Annotated in this window: 16 protein-coding genes; 7 read left to right on the forward strand and 9 right to left on the reverse strand. The window is 63.3% G+C overall.

Annotation, left to right across the window (positions count from 1 at the left end; translation table 11 throughout):
* Positions 1 to 54 precede the first annotated feature (54 nt).
* The gene (carA, locus tag ACESL9_RS06710; RefSeq protein ID WP_372614240.1) at positions 55 to 1,224 is read left to right on the forward strand and encodes a glutamine-hydrolyzing carbamoyl-phosphate synthase small subunit; all 1,170 of its coding nucleotides are present in this window, start codon (positions 55 to 57) and stop codon (positions 1,222 to 1,224) included.
* 173 nt (positions 1,225 to 1,397) lie between these two features.
* The gene (locus ACESL9_RS06715; RefSeq protein WP_372614242.1) at positions 1,398 to 3,314 is read left to right on the forward strand and encodes a glycosyltransferase; all 1,917 of its coding nucleotides are present in this window, start codon (positions 1,398 to 1,400) and stop codon (positions 3,312 to 3,314) included.
* Here ACESL9_RS06715 and ACESL9_RS06720 read toward each other — a convergent pair.
* Positions 3,261 to 3,908, reverse strand: coding sequence for a GntR family transcriptional regulator (locus tag ACESL9_RS06720; protein WP_372614244.1), 648 nt, complete (start codon positions 3,906 to 3,908; stop codon positions 3,261 to 3,263). The two genes, ACESL9_RS06715 and ACESL9_RS06720, sit on opposite strands and share 54 nt — an antisense overlap.
* A 108-nt stretch (positions 3,909 to 4,016) precedes the next feature.
* Here ACESL9_RS06720 and ACESL9_RS06725 point away from each other — a divergent pair, with 108 nt between their 5' ends.
* From ACESL9_RS06725 to ACESL9_RS06735, 3 genes are all read left to right on the forward strand, one after another.
* Positions 4,017 to 4,664, forward strand: coding sequence for a pyrimidine 5'-nucleotidase (locus tag ACESL9_RS06725; RefSeq protein WP_372674630.1), 648 nt, complete (start codon positions 4,017 to 4,019; stop codon positions 4,662 to 4,664).
* 110 nt (positions 4,665 to 4,774) lie between these two features.
* Positions 4,775 to 4,990, forward strand: coding sequence for a hypothetical protein (locus ACESL9_RS06730; protein WP_372614248.1), 216 nt, complete (start codon positions 4,775 to 4,777; stop codon positions 4,988 to 4,990).
* A gap of 74 nt (positions 4,991 to 5,064) precedes the next feature.
* A complete protein-coding gene (locus tag ACESL9_RS06735) occupies positions 5,065 to 6,267 on the forward strand; it encodes a UbiH/UbiF family hydroxylase (RefSeq protein WP_372614250.1) in 1,203 nt (400 codons plus the stop codon).
* A 6-nt stretch (positions 6,268 to 6,273) separates the two neighbouring features.
* Here ACESL9_RS06735 and ACESL9_RS06740 read toward each other — a convergent pair whose 3' ends face one another.
* Positions 6,274 to 6,732, reverse strand: a complete 459-nt coding sequence (locus ACESL9_RS06740; protein WP_372674631.1) for an Lrp/AsnC family transcriptional regulator — start codon at positions 6,730 to 6,732, stop codon at positions 6,274 to 6,276.
* Positions 6,729 to 7,184 carry an Lrp/AsnC family transcriptional regulator gene (locus ACESL9_RS06745; RefSeq protein ID WP_372614254.1) on the reverse strand — a complete coding sequence of 152 codons (456 nt, stop codon included), beginning with the start codon at positions 7,182 to 7,184 and terminating at the stop codon, positions 6,729 to 6,731. Before ACESL9_RS06745 ends, ACESL9_RS06740 begins: the two co-directional genes overlap by 4 nt.
* A gap of 164 nt (positions 7,185 to 7,348) precedes the next feature.
* On the opposite strand from ACESL9_RS06745, the gene ilvC reads away from it, so the two are divergent.
* On the forward strand, positions 7,349 to 8,371 hold the full coding sequence (gene ilvC / locus ACESL9_RS06750; RefSeq protein WP_372614255.1) for a ketol-acid reductoisomerase: 1,023 nt from the start codon (positions 7,349 to 7,351) through the stop codon (positions 8,369 to 8,371).
* Between the two features lie 472 nt (positions 8,372 to 8,843).
* On the opposite strand, the gene glmM is transcribed toward ilvC, so the two are convergent.
* From glmM to ppdK, 5 genes are all read right to left on the reverse strand, one after another.
* Entirely contained in the window at positions 8,844 to 10,187 is a 1,344-nt protein-coding gene (gene glmM / locus ACESL9_RS06755; RefSeq protein WP_372614257.1) for a phosphoglucosamine mutase, read from the reverse strand.
* On the reverse strand, positions 10,184 to 11,194 hold the full coding sequence (gene folP / locus ACESL9_RS06760; RefSeq protein ID WP_372614259.1) for a dihydropteroate synthase: 1,011 nt from the start codon (positions 11,192 to 11,194) through the stop codon (positions 10,184 to 10,186). Before folP ends, glmM begins: the two co-directional genes overlap by 4 nt.
* Before the next feature lie 38 nt (positions 11,195 to 11,232).
* Positions 11,233 to 12,165: a dihydroneopterin aldolase gene (locus ACESL9_RS06765; RefSeq protein WP_372614261.1), complete on the reverse strand. Its 933-nt coding sequence runs from the start codon at positions 12,163 to 12,165 to the stop codon at positions 11,233 to 11,235.
* Between the two features lie 173 nt (positions 12,166 to 12,338).
* Positions 12,339 to 12,953 (reverse strand): cell wall hydrolase, encoded by a 615-nt coding sequence (locus ACESL9_RS06770; protein ID WP_372614263.1) that lies wholly within the window; start codon positions 12,951 to 12,953, stop codon positions 12,339 to 12,341.
* 183 nt (positions 12,954 to 13,136) lie between these two features.
* A complete protein-coding gene (ppdK, locus tag ACESL9_RS06775; RefSeq protein WP_372614265.1) occupies positions 13,137 to 15,674 on the reverse strand; it encodes a pyruvate, phosphate dikinase in 2,538 nt (845 codons plus the stop codon).
* A 127-nt stretch (positions 15,675 to 15,801) separates the two neighbouring features.
* On the opposite strand from ppdK, the gene ACESL9_RS06780 reads away from it, so the two are divergent.
* The gene (locus ACESL9_RS06780; RefSeq protein ID WP_372614267.1) at positions 15,802 to 16,116 is read left to right on the forward strand and encodes a putative quinol monooxygenase; all 315 of its coding nucleotides are present in this window, start codon (positions 15,802 to 15,804) and stop codon (positions 16,114 to 16,116) included.
* A gap of 113 nt (positions 16,117 to 16,229) precedes the next feature.
* Here the strand turns inward: ACESL9_RS06780 and ACESL9_RS06785 are convergent.
* A partial coding sequence (locus tag ACESL9_RS06785) for a DALR anticodon-binding domain-containing protein (protein WP_372614269.1) occupies positions 16,230 to 16,712 on the reverse strand: 483 nt, incomplete at its 5' end.

The following is a 16,712-nucleotide window of genomic DNA, read 5'->3' on the forward strand; positions in this document are numbered from 1 at the left end:
CCCCGACACTAGTTTCCTCGAAGTTTTCCCCCTTGAACCTGCGGAGAGACGCGCATGGCGCTTGACACCCCACCCCGCCCGACCGCCTGCCTCGCCCTCGCCGACGGCACCGTGTTCTACGGCCATGGCTTCGGCGCGACGGGGGAAACCACGGCCGAGTTGTGCTTCAACACTGCGATGACCGGCTATCAGGAAATCATGACCGACCCATCCTATGCCGGGCAGGTCGTGACCTTCACCTTTCCCCATATCGGCAATGTCGGCGTCAATGTCGAGGATGACGAAACCGCCGATCCGGTGGCCGAAGGGATGGTCGTCAAATGGGATCCAACCCAGCCAAGCAACTGGCGGGCCACGGAAACCCTCGCCAATTGGCTTGCCTCGCGCGGGCGTATCGCGATTGGTGGCGTCGATACGCGCCGCCTCACTCGCGCCATCCGCCAGCAAGGCGCGCCACATGTGGCGCTGGCCCACGATCCGCAGGGTGATTTCGACATTGCGGCACTGGTGGCACGGGCGCGCGGTTTCTCCGGGCTGGTGGGGCTTGACCTCGCCCGCGATGTGACCTGCGCGCAAAGCTACCGCTGGGATGAAATGCGGTGGGCCTGGCCCGAGGGTTATACACGGCAGGCCGAACCCCGGTTCAAGGTGGTCGCCATCGACTATGGCGCCAAGCGCAATATCCTGCGCTGCCTGGCCTCGGTCGAGTGCGATGTCACCGTGCTGCCCGCCACCGCCACTGCGGACGATGTGCAGGCCCATGCGCCCGACGGGCTGTTCCTGTCGAACGGTCCGGGCGATCCGGCCGCAACCGGCGCCTATGCCGTGCCGATGATCCGCGAGATCCTGGACAAAAGCGACATGCCCGTGTTCGGCATCTGCCTTGGCCACCAGATGCTCGCGCTGGCCCTCGGGGCCAGGACCGTCAAGATGAACCACGGTCACCACGGGGCAAACCACCCCGTCAAGGACCTCGAAACCGGCAAGGTCGAGATCACCTCGATGAACCACGGATTTGCCGTGGACAGCCAATCCCTGCCCGAGGGCGTTCTGGAAACCCATGTTTCACTTTTCGATGGTAGCAATTGCGGCATCCGCCTTTCCGACCGCCCGGTCTATTCGGTTCAATACCACCCCGAAGCCTCCCCCGGCCCACAAGACAGCTTCTATCTTTTCGAGAGATTTGCCGAAGCGATGGGGAAACGGGTCCAGACGGTCGAATGACATCGTTTTTGTCAATCTTCCGGTCACAGCCGTTAACCAAAGTTAACCATTTAATGCCAATGAGGCGTTGAATTTTCTCGTATTTTCAGGACGATTTAACTCAAAATTAACCCCCATTAAGTGATCCTTTCCCGGCGGGAGCGCCCCAAGGCGCCCAAGGGGAAGGACTTGCCATGCACCACGCCCGGTCATTTTCCGGTAACAGCCACAGTGCCGAAGATCTGGGGCGCTTCCTGCAAAAGGCCGGTCTCGTCTCAGCCACCGACTTGCTGGCGGCAAGAAATATCAGGGCACAGTTCGGCACATCGCTCGATCATATCCTGATCTCCGAGGGTCTGATCGGTGCCGACACAATGGCCTGCGCGCTGGCCCGGTTCCACGGCCTTCCCCGCATCGACCTTGAGGCCAGCCCACCCGACCCCGCGATTGCAGGTCTCATCGACCTGCGCCTTTGCCTCAACCACAGCCTCCTGCCCTGGCGCATGAATGGCAACACCCTGCGCATCGCCGCATCCCGGATCGAGGATTTTGCCCATGTCCTGGCGATCCTCGGAGACGACGCCCCCCATGCCGAAATGGTGCTCGCCACATCCTCCGAGATCCAGGCCGCGCTCGCCCGGCTTCATCGCGACACCCTCACGGCCAGGGCGTCGGCACGCGTGCCACTTCGGGAGAGCTGCAGGGGCTGGGGCCAGGCCGGCTGGATGCGCCTTGCGGTCACGCTCGGCGGCCTTGCTGTTCTGCTGGCGCTGGCATTCGCCTTTCCCACGCATGTCTTCGCCCTGCTCGCGGGATGGGTCGCGCTGACCTTGCTCGTCGCGGCCGGGCTTAGGCTCACCTCCTATGTCGCGCACATGTCTCGCCCCCCAGAGCCTGTCCCTCCGCCGATTGACCCAAGCGAAACCCAGCTTCCCAAGGTCTCGGTGCTGGTGCCGCTTTTCAAGGAAACCGAGATCGCACAGGCCCTGGTGCGGCGGCTCGGGCAGTTAACCTATCCGAAATCCCTGCTCGATATCGTGCTCGTGCTGGAAGAAAACGACACCCTGACGCGCAATACCATCGCGAACTGCAACCTGCCCACCTGGATGCGCGTCGTCGAAGTCCCGGAAGGACAGCCCAAGACGAAACCACGCGCCATGAATTATGCGCTCGATTTCTGCGATGGCGACATTATCGGCATATGGGATGCCGAAGACGATCCCGACCCCGACCAGATCGACCGCGTTGTCGAACGGTTCTTTCACGTTGACGAAGATGTCGTCTGTCTCCAAGGCGTCCTCGACTATTACAACAGCCGTCAGAACTGGCTGGCGCGGTGCTTTACTGTCGAATATGCCGCCTGGTTTCGGTTGATGTTGCCCGGAATGTCACGACTCGGCCTCGCCATTCCGCTTGGCGGCACCACGCTATGGTTTCGCCGCGACGTACTCGAGGAACTGGGCGGGTGGGATGCGCATAACGTCACCGAAGACGCCGACCTCGGGTTTCGTCTCGCAAGGCATGGCTATCGAACCGAGGTGATCAACACCACCACCGGGGAAGAAGCCAATTGCCGTCTATGGCCCTGGGTGCGTCAAAGGTCGCGGTGGCTCAAGGGGTACATGGTCACTTATCTGGTTCATATGCGTGATCCGATCAGCTTCTACCGGCAAATGGGACATTTGAAATTCTGGGGGTTTCAGGCGCATTTCATAACGGCCTTGTCACAATTCGTACTCGCGCCGTTCCTGTGGTCATTCTGGCTGGTTCTGCTCGGGCTTCCGCATCCACTTGATCCCATCCTGCCTCGCGGCGTCCTGGTGAATCTCGGCGTCCTGTTTCTGATGATCGAGGCTCTTACCGTGTTGATCAATGCAACAGCCGTGTCAGGCCCCCGCCATCGACACCTTCTTCCTTGGGTGCCAACACTGCATTTCTATTTCCCGCTTGGCGCTATTGCGGCCTACAAGGCACTATATGAACTGGTTTTTCGCCCCTTTTTCTGGGATAAAACCCAGCATGGCCATTCCTTGAAAACACCCGAAATCGCGCCCCATTCATCCGTCGAGGGCACATGCATCAAGCTTGAGACGGGTCATGAAAGCCCTTGAAATGTGATCCTTCAAGGCCGCCTGTGCGGCATCTTCGTCTCGCTCCTCGATCGCGCGCACGATCATGTCATGTTCGGCCAATGCCGTCTCGCCCCGGCCTTCGACCGCAAGGGAGGTCGTCTCCATAAGGGCCATCGACTGATGGACAAGCGTCAATTGCTGCATGAGAAACCGGTTGTGGGAGGCCAGATGAAGCTGGCGATGAAACCGCCGGTTGGCTCGCGCGAGCGCAGACGGATCATCCACCAGATGGCGGTCATTCTCGACCATATCGCGCAGCACCCGCGTTTCCTCTTCTGTCGCATGTTTCGCTGCCAGCCGCGCCGCAAGCCCCTCCAGTTCCGCGCGCACCACGTAAAGCTCGGCCATCTGGTTGTGATCAAGCGATGCAATGATCAGGCTTCGCCCGTCTCGCGTCAGCAATTGCTGGGTTTCGAGCCTTTGCAATGCCTCGCGTATCGGAGTCCTCGATACCCCAAAACGTTCTGCAAGATCGCTCTCGACAAGCCGGTCTCCGGGTCGGAATTCACCAAGATCAATCGCCTCCAGAATAAGGGAATAGGCATCGCGCTGTGCAGTTTTCGCCTCTTTCATCCCGTTCCTTTCGCGAGTGCACCGAAAACCGGATTAGAACGTCAAAAACGCATGGCTTCAACCCTCACGTCACTTGCATGGCTATCGCGCGTGGAATAAGCCTTGGGGATGCCGCGTGATCTCTTTGCTCACATCACCCATTGGGTCTTCGATCTCGACAACACGCTTTACCCGCCAGGGGTACGGCTTTTTGACCAGATCGAGCTGCGAATGACGAATTTCGTGATGGAGACGCTTGGAGTCGACCGATCCCAGGCCGACCACCTGCGCATTACATATTGGCGCGAATACGGCACCACACTCGCAGGGTTGATGCAGGAACATGGTATCGACCCAAACCCCTACCTGACAGAGGTGCATGAGATCTCGCTCGAAGCTCTTGCGCCGGATCGCGAACTGCGAGAGCGGATCGACGCCCTTCCCGGGCGCAAGATCGTTTACACCAACGGCTCGGCCCCCTACGCCGAACGCGTGATCGACGCGCGCGGCCTCAAGGGCGCGTTTGATGCTGTTTACGGCGTCGAACATGCCGGGTTTCATCCGAAACCCGATCAGCGCGCTTTCGAACGTATCTTCTCGGCCGACAGGCTCGATACTCTCAAAGCAGCGATGTTCGAAGACGATGCTCGGAATCTTGTCGTACCACATGCTCTTGGAATGCGCACGGTGCATGTCGCCCCGACCCCACATAGTGCTGCGCATGTCCAGCATCACACGGATGATCTTGCAGGATTTCTCGCGCGTCTGGTCAACTGATGGGCGCACATGTTTCAATCGGTCACAACGTCGCGCTGCGTCAATCCGCGTGTGGCAACCAGAGGTCAAACCACTAGAAGATCCTGTGCTCGAACCAAGGAGATGCGCGCATGGCGGACGATAACGGCCAAGACAAATTGCACACCCCACCAGACGACAACGGTGACGAGGCGGCCCTGGCCAGGAAAATAATCCTCGTTCTCGTCGTCATTCTTGTAATTTGGGGCGCTGCGATCTTCACATGGGGCATACCGGGCCTGTACATACCGGCGCTGGCCAGCGTGCCCCTGATCTATCTGGTCCTGATAATCGTAGCCAAAGGGTGACCGAAGCACACGCAGAGGGTCGCTTGGAAACAGGCCAACCCGTCCGCTAGCCATGGCACAGGAGGTGCGGCGGCATGTCAGAATTCGCTTTCGACATTCTTGTCTCGGGGGGCGGTGTCGCGGGGCTGACTGCCGCGGCGGTCTTCGGCAGTGCCGGCCTTTCCGTTCTGTGCGTCGATCCCGATCCACCAGTCACTGAACGTGACGCCAAGGGATCGGATCTGCGGACGACGGCCTTTCTACAACCCGCCCGGCAGCTACTTGAATTTGCAGGGCTTTGGTCCAAGCTCGCGCCCCACGCGGCACCGCTCCAAATTATGCGGATCGTGGATGCGGGCGGCCCGGAGCCAGAACCTCGGCTCACAAAGGACTTCGACGCAGGCGATATCTCGGATCTTCCGTTCGGGTGGAACCTGCCCAATTGGCTTTTGCGCCGAGAGATGGTCGCGCGGCTTGACGAGTTGCCGAATGTCGAGTTCCGTCCCGGCACCGGCTTCACCTCGCTGTTCACGCGCGAAGCCGGGGCCCGGGTCGGGTTGAGCGATGGCAGCCGTATCCAGGTCCGGCTGGTCATCGCAGCGGACGGGCGCAATTCACCGGTGCGCAAGGCCTGCGAAATACCGGTGAAAACAACGCGCTACGGACAAAAGGCGCTGGCTTTCGCGGTTACGCATCCGATCCCGCACAACAATGTCTCCACCGAGATTCATCGCTCGGGTGGGCCTTTCACGCTGGTCCCACTGCCCGATTACCAAGGGTTGCCCTCCGCCGCTGTCGTGTGGATGGAGCGGGGGCCCGAGGTCGCGCGGCTTGCCGGGTTGAAGACGCCAGCCTTCGAGGCGGCGATGAGCGCACGGTCTTGTGGGCTTTTCGGGCCATTGACGCTGGCTTCGCGGCGGACGGTGTGGCCGATCATCAGCCAGATCGCGGAGCGCATGTATGGCGAACGGGTGGCGCTAATCGCCGAGGCCGCCCATGTCGTGCCGCCCATCGGCGCCCAAGGGCTCAACATGTCGTTGAGTGATTTGCGATGCCTATTAGATCTTGCGCAATCTGCCCCCGATCGGCTTGGAGGCAAGGAGATGCTCGAAACTTATCATCGTCGCCGGCACTCCGAGGTCATGGCCCGAGTCGCCGGGGTCGACCTGTTGAATCGCGCGTCGATGATCGAAAGCCAACCCATGCGCGACCTGCGGGCGGCGGGCTTGGGCGCGATCTATTCACTGGCACCGGTGCGCAAGGCGATGATGCAGCTTGGGCTGGGTGCGCGCGGGTAGGAGTCGTCATCCGATCGGTCCTTCGAGCCTTTCTTCCGACAAAAGCACATTGGCTTCGACCCCGCCCGCACCGGGAAGCGTCATGATGCGGCGGCGCAGGATGCGCTCGAAATCAGGGATGTCTCGGGCGACGACGCGCAGCCGGTAATCGTAGAGACCCAGCACATGCTCGACCGTCTGCACCTCGGGAATGGCCGAGACGGCGCGTTCGAAATCCTCAAGACTGACCCGCCCCTTGGTCGCCAGTTTCACGCCCAGAAACACCGTGACTCCAAAGCCCAACTTCTCGCGATCAAGCACGAGGCGACGTTTTCGAATCACACCTGATTCCATCAATCGCTTGATTCGGCGCCATGTCTGAGGCTGCGAAAGACCGATTCGTTTGCCAATGACACCGGCACTGAGGCGGGCATCGGTGGCGAGATGGCGCAGGATGGCGCGGTCGGTGTCGTCAAGCACGATCATACCGGCAGAACCTCGTCAGCCTTGATCCGGGCGACATGCATCAACGCCTCGATATCGGCGATATGCGGCAGCGTCAGAATGCGGTCGCGATAGACCTGCTGATAATGCGGCATGTCGCGGGCGACAACCGAGAGCCTCGTGTCAACCCGGCCAAGAAACGTTTGTATTTCAAGGACTTCAGGGACCAATCGTGCCGCAGAGAGAAATTCGTCAAAGGCGCGCGATTGTGTCTTGTCGAGCGTGATACGCAAGGACACCTCAACCGAATAGCCCAGCGCCTGCCAGTCGATGACGATCTCCTGGCCCAGAATGATGCCTTTTTCCTCCATCCGCTCAAGCCGCCGCCAGCAGTTCGACGCCGTCAATCCGCAGAGTTCGGCGAGGTGGGTGGTGGGGGAGTCGGGGGCGGCCTGGAGGTGGCGGAGGATGCGGCGGTCGGTGTCGTCGAGCATTGAAACTCACTATTTCCCATAATTCATGAATTGATATTTTGTTCTTTGCCCGGTTCGAGCAATTTAAGCAAGATATCACGCATGTGACGCCCTATGATGCCAATCAGTGGTGGCGGCCTCAGCATCGCCCCGAAGGATCAACACAGACTGAAAGGAACGCACCGATGCGCGTCTATTACGATCGCGATTGCGATATCAACCTGATCAAGGACAAGAAGGTCGCTATCCTCGGCTATGGCAGCCAGGGCCACGCCCATGCGCTCAACCTGCGCGACAGTGGCGTCAAGAACGTCGTGGTGGCCCTGCGCGAAGGCAGCGCCAGCGCCCAGAAGGCCGAGGGCGAGGGCCTCAAGGTCATGGGCATCGCCGAAGCGGCGGCCTGGTGCGACCTGATCATGTTCACCATGCCCGACGAGTTGCAGGCCGAGACCTACCGCAAATACGTGCATGACAACCTGCGCGAAGGCGCCGCGATTGCCTTTGCCCATGGCCTCAACGTGCATTTCGGCCTGATCGAGCCGAAACCCGGCGTCGATGTCCTCATGATGGCGCCCAAGGGGCCGGGCCACACGGTGCGCGGCGAATACGTCAAGGGCGGCGGCGTGCCCTGCCTTGTCGCGGTCAACAACGACGCGACCGGCAAGGCGCTGGAAATCGGCCTGTCCTACTGCTCGGCCATCGGTGGTGGCCGTTCGGGAGTCATCGAAACCAGTTTCCGCGAAGAGTGCGAAACCGACCTGTTTGGCGAGCAAACGGTCCTGTGCGGCGGGTTGGTCGAACTGATCCGCATGGGGTTCGAGACGCTGGTCGAAGCCGGCTATGCGCCGGAAATGGCCTATTTCGAGTGCCTGCACGAAGTGAAGCTGATCGTCGACCTGATCTACGAAGGCGGCATCGCCAACATGAACTATTCGATCTCCAACACGGCCGAATATGGCGAATATGTCAGCGGCCCACGCATCCTGCCCTATGACGAGACCAAGGCGCGGATGAAGGAGGTTCTGAACGACATCCAGAGCGGCAGGTTCGTGCGTGATTTCATGACCGAGAATGCCGTTGGCCAACCCTTCTTCAAGGGCACGCGCCGGATCAACGACGCGCACCAGATCGAGGAAGTCGGCGAGAAACTGCGCGGCATGATGCCCTGGATCTCGGCCGGCAAGATGGTCGACAAGTCGAAGAACTGAGGCGCGATCTAGGGGCCTGAGACGCCCCTGAGACCACGATTCGCAGAAACGCGGCACAGACAGCCCCCGGCCCGTTGGTCGGGGGCTTCTTGGTGCAAAACCGGCGTTTCGGAGGCGAAAATTAACCCTTTGGTGATGAAAAATCCATGCGCCGTAGGGGATCATCGTGCGCCAGCAACGGACAAGCCATTGTTTTCATTCACTCGGGGCATGCGTAGCGGCCCTGAGCAGGGCAAACATGCAAGCAACGGTTAAGACCGGGGTGGGGGGTGACATTCGGCTGCCGCCCGGCTGCCACCCGGCTGCCGGGGGATGCGCATCGGGGTCCGTGCGCTATGTAACTCTTTGTAAAGCAGCAGATGGTCAAGGGTAGGAACGCCCATGGCAGGGCATGCGCCGGCGCGGGCGGGGATACTCACTCGGCTGCAAGCGGACCCGCGAGCGTTTCAGGTTTCGACGGAATCGAAACGCTCTAGAGCGTCGCCTCGACCGCCGCGACCACCTGATCGACGGTCGCGTTGAGCAGTGTTTCGTCCTCGCACTCGGCCATGACCCGGATGAGCGGTTCGGTTCCCGATTTGCGGATCAGAAGCCGCCCCCGGACCCCGAGCCGCGCCTCGGCATCGGAAATGGCTTTCTGCACGCTGTCCTCGGTGAGCGGCAACTGGCCGGGCTTGAACCGCACGTTCTTGAGAAGCTGCGGCACCTTTTCGAAATTCTTCACCAGGTCCGAGGCACGATGCCCGGTGCGCACCATCTCGGCCAGGAATTGCAGCCCCGCCATCAACCCGTCACCCGTTGTGGCGTAGTCGGTCATCACGATATGGCCCGATTGCTCGCCGCCGAGGTTGAAGCCACCCGCGCGCATCCGCTCGACCACGTAGCGATCGCCGACCGCGGTGCGTTCGATCCGCAGCCCACGGTCGGCAAGAAACCGTTCAAGCCCGAGATTGGACATCACCGTGGCGACCAGCGCCCCGCCCTTGAGCCGCCCCTCCTCGGCCCAGCGGGCGGCAAGAAGCGCCATGATCTGGTCACCGTCGGCCGGGGCGCCGGTTTCGTCGATCAGGATGACCCGGTCGGCGTCGCCATCGAGGCAGATGCCCAGGTCTGCACCGTGCGAGATCACGGTTTCAGAGGCGATGCGCGGCTTGGTCGAGCCGCAATCCTGGTTGATGTTGAACCCGTCGGGGGAAACACCGATGGGGATGACCTCGGCGCCCAGTTCCCAGAGCACCTCGGGCGCGGTGCGGTGGGCGGCACCGTTGGCGCAATCGACCACCACCTTGATCCCGTCGAGGCGCTGGCCCGCGGGAAAGGTGGATTTCACCCGCTCGGCATAGCGGAAGCGGCCGTCGTCGATCCGCTTGGCGCGGCCGATATTGCGGGCCTGCACCGGCTCGACACCTTTTTCAATGAGCGCCTCGATCTCGGTCTCGGCCTCGTCTGACAGCTTGAACCCGTCGGGGCCGAAGAACTTGATCCCGTTATCGACGGCCGGGTTGTGCGAGGCCGAGATCATCACGCCCAGATCGGCACGCATCGAGTGGGTCAGAAGGCCGACGGCGGGGGTGGGCACGGGGCCGAGGAGCAGCACGTTCATCCCGGTCGAGGTCAGCCCGGCAGTAAGCGCGCTCTCGAACATGTAGCCCGAAAGCCGCGTATCCTTGCCGATCACGACGCGGTGGGCGACGGATTTGTCCTGCCGGAAATAGCGGCCCACGGCGGCCCCGATCCTGAGCGCCATTTCGGCGGTCATGGGATGGGTGTTGGCGGTGCCGCGCACGCCGTCGGTGCCGAAAAGCTTGCGTGTCATGGTTGTCCTTGCGTGACGGCGCGCCAGAGGGCCAGCGCCTGTGCGGTTTCGCTTACATCATGAACGCGCAGGATTTGCACCCCCTGCGCAACGGCGGCCAGTGCCACGGCGATCGAGCCGGGGGCGCGGTCGGCGGCCTCGGGCGCACGGCCCAGGCGGCCGATGAACCCCTTGCGCGAGGCACCGAGCAGGATCGGGCAACCCAGCCCGTGAAAGAGCGAGATGCCGTTCAGAAGCGCGAGGTTATGCTCCAGCGCCTTGCCGAAACCGATGCCCGGATCGACGATGATACGGTCACGCGGGATGCCCAACCCTTCGAGCGCCCCGACCCGATCCGAGAGCCAGTCATAGACATCGAGCAACACGTCGTCATAGCGCGGATCGTCCTGCATGGTCTCGGGGTCGCCCTGCGCATGCATGATGCAGACCGGCAGGCCCTGCGCGGCGCAGAACGGCGCCAGCAGCGGATCGAAGGTGAGGCCAGCCACGTCGTTGACGAGCGCAGCCCCCGCGGCATGGGCGGCGCGGGCCACGGTTTCCTTTCGGGTGTCGATCGAGATGGGCGTCGTGATCTGGGAGGCAACAGCGCGGATCACCGGTTCGGTACGCGAGATCTCCACCGCGACGGGGATCTCCCTGGCGCCCGGGCGGGTGCTTTCGCCGCCGATGTCGAGAATGTCGGCCCCCGCTTCGGCCATCCCGAGCGCGTGGCGCAGCGCGGGCGCGAATCCGTCGAAGGCGCCACCGTCGGAAAAGCTGTCGGGGGTCACGTTGAGGATACCCATGAGGCGCGGGGTGTCCATGGACAGCCCGCAGATCGGCCGACGCGGCGCCGTGAGCCGGGCGCGCATGTCATCACCGAGCGTAGAGGCGGGCCGGATCTCGGACGGTCCGTCGCGGTGCAGCGCCTCGACATGGGTGAACCAGCAGACCCCGCCCGCAAGGGGCAGCGCATCATCGGGCCGCGCCGGACCGGTCTGGACGAGGGGGCGGAAATAGGCGTTCATGGCAACGAAATGCGCGATTGCAGCACGATTGGCAAGCTTCAGAGCCGCGTCGCATCCGCGGGCACGCTCCGACCGGGCAGGTCGGCAGGCGTTTCCGGCAGGGATTCGCCGATGGCGAGAAACGCGGCCGCCTCCATCGTGCGCGCGAACCATAGGGCCAGCGCCACCGCGTCGCCGCCCTTGGCCGAAGGACCGTCAACCGCGTCGAGCACGATCTTGGAGGGGGCCCAGACGCTGATCTGGCCCTGCTTCATCGCCCAGTCGAGCTCGGTCCGGGTTTCGACCACGACGCAGCGCGGATCGCGCGCGGCCAGCACCCAGGCATTCTGTTCGATGGCCAGCAGGTCGATGCGCCGTTGGGTCATCGCGTGGCCGGTCCGGGGGATGGCGGAGTCGGACGGGCCAACGCAAAGCAGCACCGGGTGTTCGCCTGCTTCAAGCTGGTCAAGCCATGCGGAGAGATGCGGCGCGGCGATGGCCGCATTCGACAGGAACACGACCTGCGGATGCGGCCGATCCCCCGGTTCGGGCGGGGCCGTGAACAGGGCCGGGTCGCCCTTCGAGCGCACGATCTCGACGCCAAGCGCGCCGGGGCCGCGGTCCAGTTTCTCGACACGGACAAAGACGCGCTCGGCCTGCGGTTCGAACAGGATGCGCTCGGCAATGCGTTCGGCCAGCGTTTCGAGCAGGTTGAGCCGTTCAGCGGCCAGTTCGGTGGCAATTGCCTCGGTCACCTTGTCATAGCTCAGGATGCGATCGACATCATCGTCGATCAGGCTGTCGAGCGGGCAGACCTCGACCACGATGTTGAACTGCACGCGCTGGGTCTTGCCGCGCTCGGACTGGAAAGCGCCGATTTCGACTTCGACCACGTGATCGCGCAGCGAGATCCGGTCATGCGGTTGGGCACCGCCGGTGGCCCGGGACCGCGCGTCGGGATGGGCGAAGGCGAGTTTGATTTCGTTGCTCATGGCCTGGGCCCTCCGGGGCGGCGGCTTGGGGTTCGGGTATCGGAGGCCAGTCTAGCCGTGCCCGGCGCGCATAACAGGGTGAGGCGCGGCAAGAAACCCGCGATTTGCGGCATGCCAGCGACGATCCCGAAGCTGCGGCGATCCGATGTCCGGGGGGCCGGTGACGCAAGCGATCAGTTTTGCGAAAGGCGTGTCGGCTGGCGATAGAAGTGATGAAACCCGATCGTGGCCGTGCGCGGAAACGTACGCGCCCAGCGCGGATTGACAGCCTTGGTGTGATAGTGGGTCGCCCCCTTTGTCAGCACACGCGGCGCACCATCGACCATCGCCTTGGCGATCTTCCCGACACGGTTGAATGCGCCCGGCTCGTTGATCACCTCTTTCTTGCCGTCGCAGGTATAGGAGAACTGGCAGGCATGTTTGCGGCCCGTGCCCTGTCCGATCACGTTACAGATCGTGTCGGGGTAATCCGGGTTGTCGACACGGTTCATGATCACCTCGGCCACCGCGAACTGGCCCTTGACGGTCTCGCCGCGGGCTTCGAAGTAGAGCGCCTCGGCCAGGCATTGCCATTCCGGTCCACCCTTCACACGCGGCTGCGAGGCGAGCCAGTCGGTGGAGTAGAGCGGCAAATCGTTGGAAACGGGATCGAGCAGCGCCCTTGCCTGATCCGAGGTAAGCGACGCGAGGGCGCGCTTTTCCTTGGTCAAAAGCTGTTTGACCGTGGTGTCGGCAACAGCGGGTGCAGCGGCGAACAACGCCACGAAAAAGGCAGGCAGAAAAGACATTTCGGACATCCCCAGGTGGCAAACTTGAACAAGCACATGAACTTGGATTCGTAACCGACGGTTATTTAGTCAAGTTTTGCCCGAACGTCCAGTTTGGTCACTTTTCGCGACGTGGCGCAGTGTTGCCAAACTGTCCCACCTGTTATGGGCACCTGCACGATATTGCCGACGATGGGGCGCCTGCTACCCGATCTTGTCGCGCACGGCGATCTGTGCCGCGGCAAGCCGAGCGACAGGCACCCGGAACGGAGAGCAGGAAACATAGTCGAATCCGGCCGCGCGGCAGAAGTCTATTGATTCGGGGCTGCCACCATGTTCGCCGCAGATCGAGAGCACCAGGTCGGGATGCGCCGCGCGGCCGCGTTCGGCGGCAAGGCGCAGAAGTTCCCCCACGCCCTCCTGATCGAGGGTGTGAAACGGGTCCTCGGGAAAGACACCCTGTTGCACATAGGTCGACATGAACCGGCCCGCGTCATCGCGCGACAGCCCATAGGTCATCTGGGTCAGATCGTTGGTGCCGAAGCTGAGAAAGGCGCAATGCGGCGCGATATCGCCCGCGCGCAACGCCGCGCGGGGCGTTTCGACCATGACCCCGATGCGATAGTCGAAATCCTGCCCGGTCTCGTTGCGCACCGCGGCCGCGATGGCGTCGATATGGGTCTTGACCAGCTCGACCTCGCGCTTGGCGGAAACCAGCGGGATCATGATCTCCGGCACCACCGGGGCGCCGTCGCGGCTCGCCTCGATCGTAGCTTCGAAGATGGCGCGGGCCTGCATGTCGTAGATCTCGGGCACGGTGATCCCGAGGCGCACGCCGCGCATGCCCAGCATGGGGTTGTATTCGCCCAGCGCCTCGACCCGGCGGGTCACATCCGACAGCGGCAGGTCGAGCGCATCGGCCAGTTCACGGTGGCCGGCACGATCATGCGGCAGGAATTCATGCAGCGGCGGGTCAAGCAGGCGGATGCAGACCGGCTGCCCCTGCATGATGTGAAAGAGTTCGGTGAAATCGGCGCGTTGCATCGGCAAGAGCCGTTCCAGCGCCGCGCGCCTGTCCTGCGCGGTGTTGGCAAAGATCATCTCGCGCATCACGATCAGGCGGTCGGTCTCGAAGAACATGTGCTCGGTCCGGCACAGCCCGATCCCTTCGGCCTTGAAATTGCGCGCGGTGAGCGCGTCGGCGGGGGTGTCGGCATTGGCACGCACGGCGATGTCGCGCTCGGCATCGGCCCATCCCATGAGCGTCTGGAACGTGTCGTCCTGCGCCGATTCCAGGAGCGGCGCAGCCCCGGCAAGGATCTCTCCCGAGGTGCCGTCGACGGTGATCACGTCGCCCGCGCGCAAAACGCGCCCATCCGGGGCGGTGAGCGTTTTCTTGCGCAGGTGAAAGCGCAATTCCGATGCGCCGACGACACAGGGCAGGCCCAGCCCGCGCCCGATCACCGCCGCATGTGACGTCATGCCCCCGCGTTCGGTCAGCACCGCGACGGCGGCATGCATGCCGCGGATGTCCTCGGGCGAGGTTTCGCGGCGCACGAGGATGCAAGGCTCATCGCGCGAGGCGCTGGCCTGGGCCTCGGAGGCGGAAAAGACGATCCGGCCGGTCGCGGCCCCCGGGCTGGCCGCGATTCCGCGGGCCAGACGATCGCGCGGCGCGTTGGGATCGACCTGCCGGTGCAGAAGCTCGCTCAACATGCGCGGATCGACACGCATCAACGCCTCTTGCGGCGGGATGATCCCGTCCTCGGCCAGTTGCACGGCGATGCGCACGGCGGCACGGGTCGAACGCGGCACGCGCACCCCGTCGAGCAGCCAGACCTTGCCGTTCTCGATGGTGAACTCGGCCTGCATCTCGGCGCGCAGCTTGACGCGCATGAGCTTGGTATATTCGATCAGGTCGGCAAACGCGTCCGGCGCCAGTTCCTCGAGCGAGGGTCCGCGCGGGTCGCGTTCGAGATAGAGTGACGCCTCGCCCTCGAGCGCGTCGCGGCCCTGGCTTTGCGAGAGGTAACGACCGGTGATCTGGGGCAGGCCAGTTGCGCTGCTGACAAGCTGGATCACGCCCGAGCCGGATTCGCCCTGCCCCACGCCAAGGACCATTTCCTGCACCACGAGGCCCAGCCCCGCATCAACGGGCGCGCCCTTGGCCTGGCGCAGGAGCCGCGCGGTCGTGCCCTCCCAGGCGCGGGCCATGGAGCGAAGGACGGCGGCAAGCTGGACCGACGCGTCCTGGGGAAACGCCTCTTCGGCCTCGTCCTCATAGGCATCCAGCGCCTCGGCGAGCCCCTCGGAGCCGGTCTGGGTGATGCTTTCGAACGTATCGGGATCGAGGCGTGCGACATGGATTGCATAGGCCTGCACGAAGCGCAGATAGAGCGTGGCCGCGGCCTCGCGACCCAGGCGCTCGGCGAAATCGGCATGGACCGCATCGTTCATGCCGATATTGAGCACCGCGCCCGGCCCGCCCCAATCGGGGTCTTCCGACGAGGGGCGCACGCACAGGAGGGCGGTGTCGCCGAACGGAGCGAGCAATTCGTCCATCTCGGGCATCTGCCCCGCGGCGATCCGGTGGACCGCGTCGAAGGAGAGCGCAACGGTGCGCGGCACCGGCAGATCGAGCCGCACCAGGCGTTGCAGGCATTTCGCCCGCCCGCCATGGGTTGCCGTCGCGACCGGTGCGGTGGGGGTGATCAGGGTTATATGGGAGTCGTCCTGCTGCAACGCGGCATCCTTTGCTTTGGGGCGCAGAATACGCGCACATGATGGTCAGGCAAGCAAAAGCTTGAACCCCGCCGCGGTCGCGCCCATGCTCGGGCACAGCAATCAGCGAGTGAGGAAGGAAACAGGAATGGGCATGGTTCACGTCTTCGCGGTCATCACCGCCAAACCCGGGCAGCGCGACGCGGTGCTGGAAAAGTTCCGCGCCAACGTGCCGGCGGTCGAGGCCGAGGACGGCTGCATCGAGTATCGCGCGGTGGTGGATGCCGAGGATGCCGGAGGCTTCCAGGCGCCGCTTGGCCCCGACACGTTCGCGGTGGTCGAGAAATGGGAAAACATGGTGGCGCTGCAGGCCCATGCGGCAGCCCCGCACATGAAAGCCTATGGCGCGGCGGTGAAGGACATGCTGGCCGACCGGGCGGTTCACGTCCTGCGCGACGCCTGAGCCGACCGCGCGGAGGCGAGGGCGACGGGGGCCAGCCCCCGCGGCGCAAAACGCGGTGCGTTTTGCCGCCTACCCCCGGAGTATTTGGGGCAAGATGAAGCCCGGGGAAGCTGTCAGCCCTGGATGCGGGTGAGATCGGCGACCGAGAGGCAGAGCGTGCGGATGCGGCTCAGCAGGTTGAGGCGGTTGCGGCGCAGCACATCGTTCTCGTCATTGACCTGCACCGCCTCGAAAAACGCGTCCGTGGGCGCGCGCAGCCGGGCCATGGCGGCCATGGCGGCGGCGAAATCCTCGGATTTCAAGGCCGCGGCGATCTCGGGCTCGGCATTGTCGAGCGCGGCGAAGAGGGTTTTTTCCTCTTGCGTATCGGCGAATTTCACATCCGCGCCAAAGGAATATTCCACCCCGTCCTTTTCCTCGGCCTGGGTGAGAATGTTGTTGGCGCGCTTGAAGCCCTGAAGCAGGTTGTCGCCATCGTCGGTCTTGAGGAAATCGGCCAGCGCCTCGGCGCGTTTCACCAGAAGGGTGAGATCGTCATTGCCCTCCATGGCAAGGCAGGCGTCGATCACGTCATGGCGGATGCCCTCGTCGCGCAG

Origin of the sequence: Aquicoccus sp. (assembly GCF_041686535.1) — a bacterium.
Taxonomy (GTDB): domain Bacteria; phylum Pseudomonadota; class Alphaproteobacteria; order Rhodobacterales; family Rhodobacteraceae; genus Aquicoccus.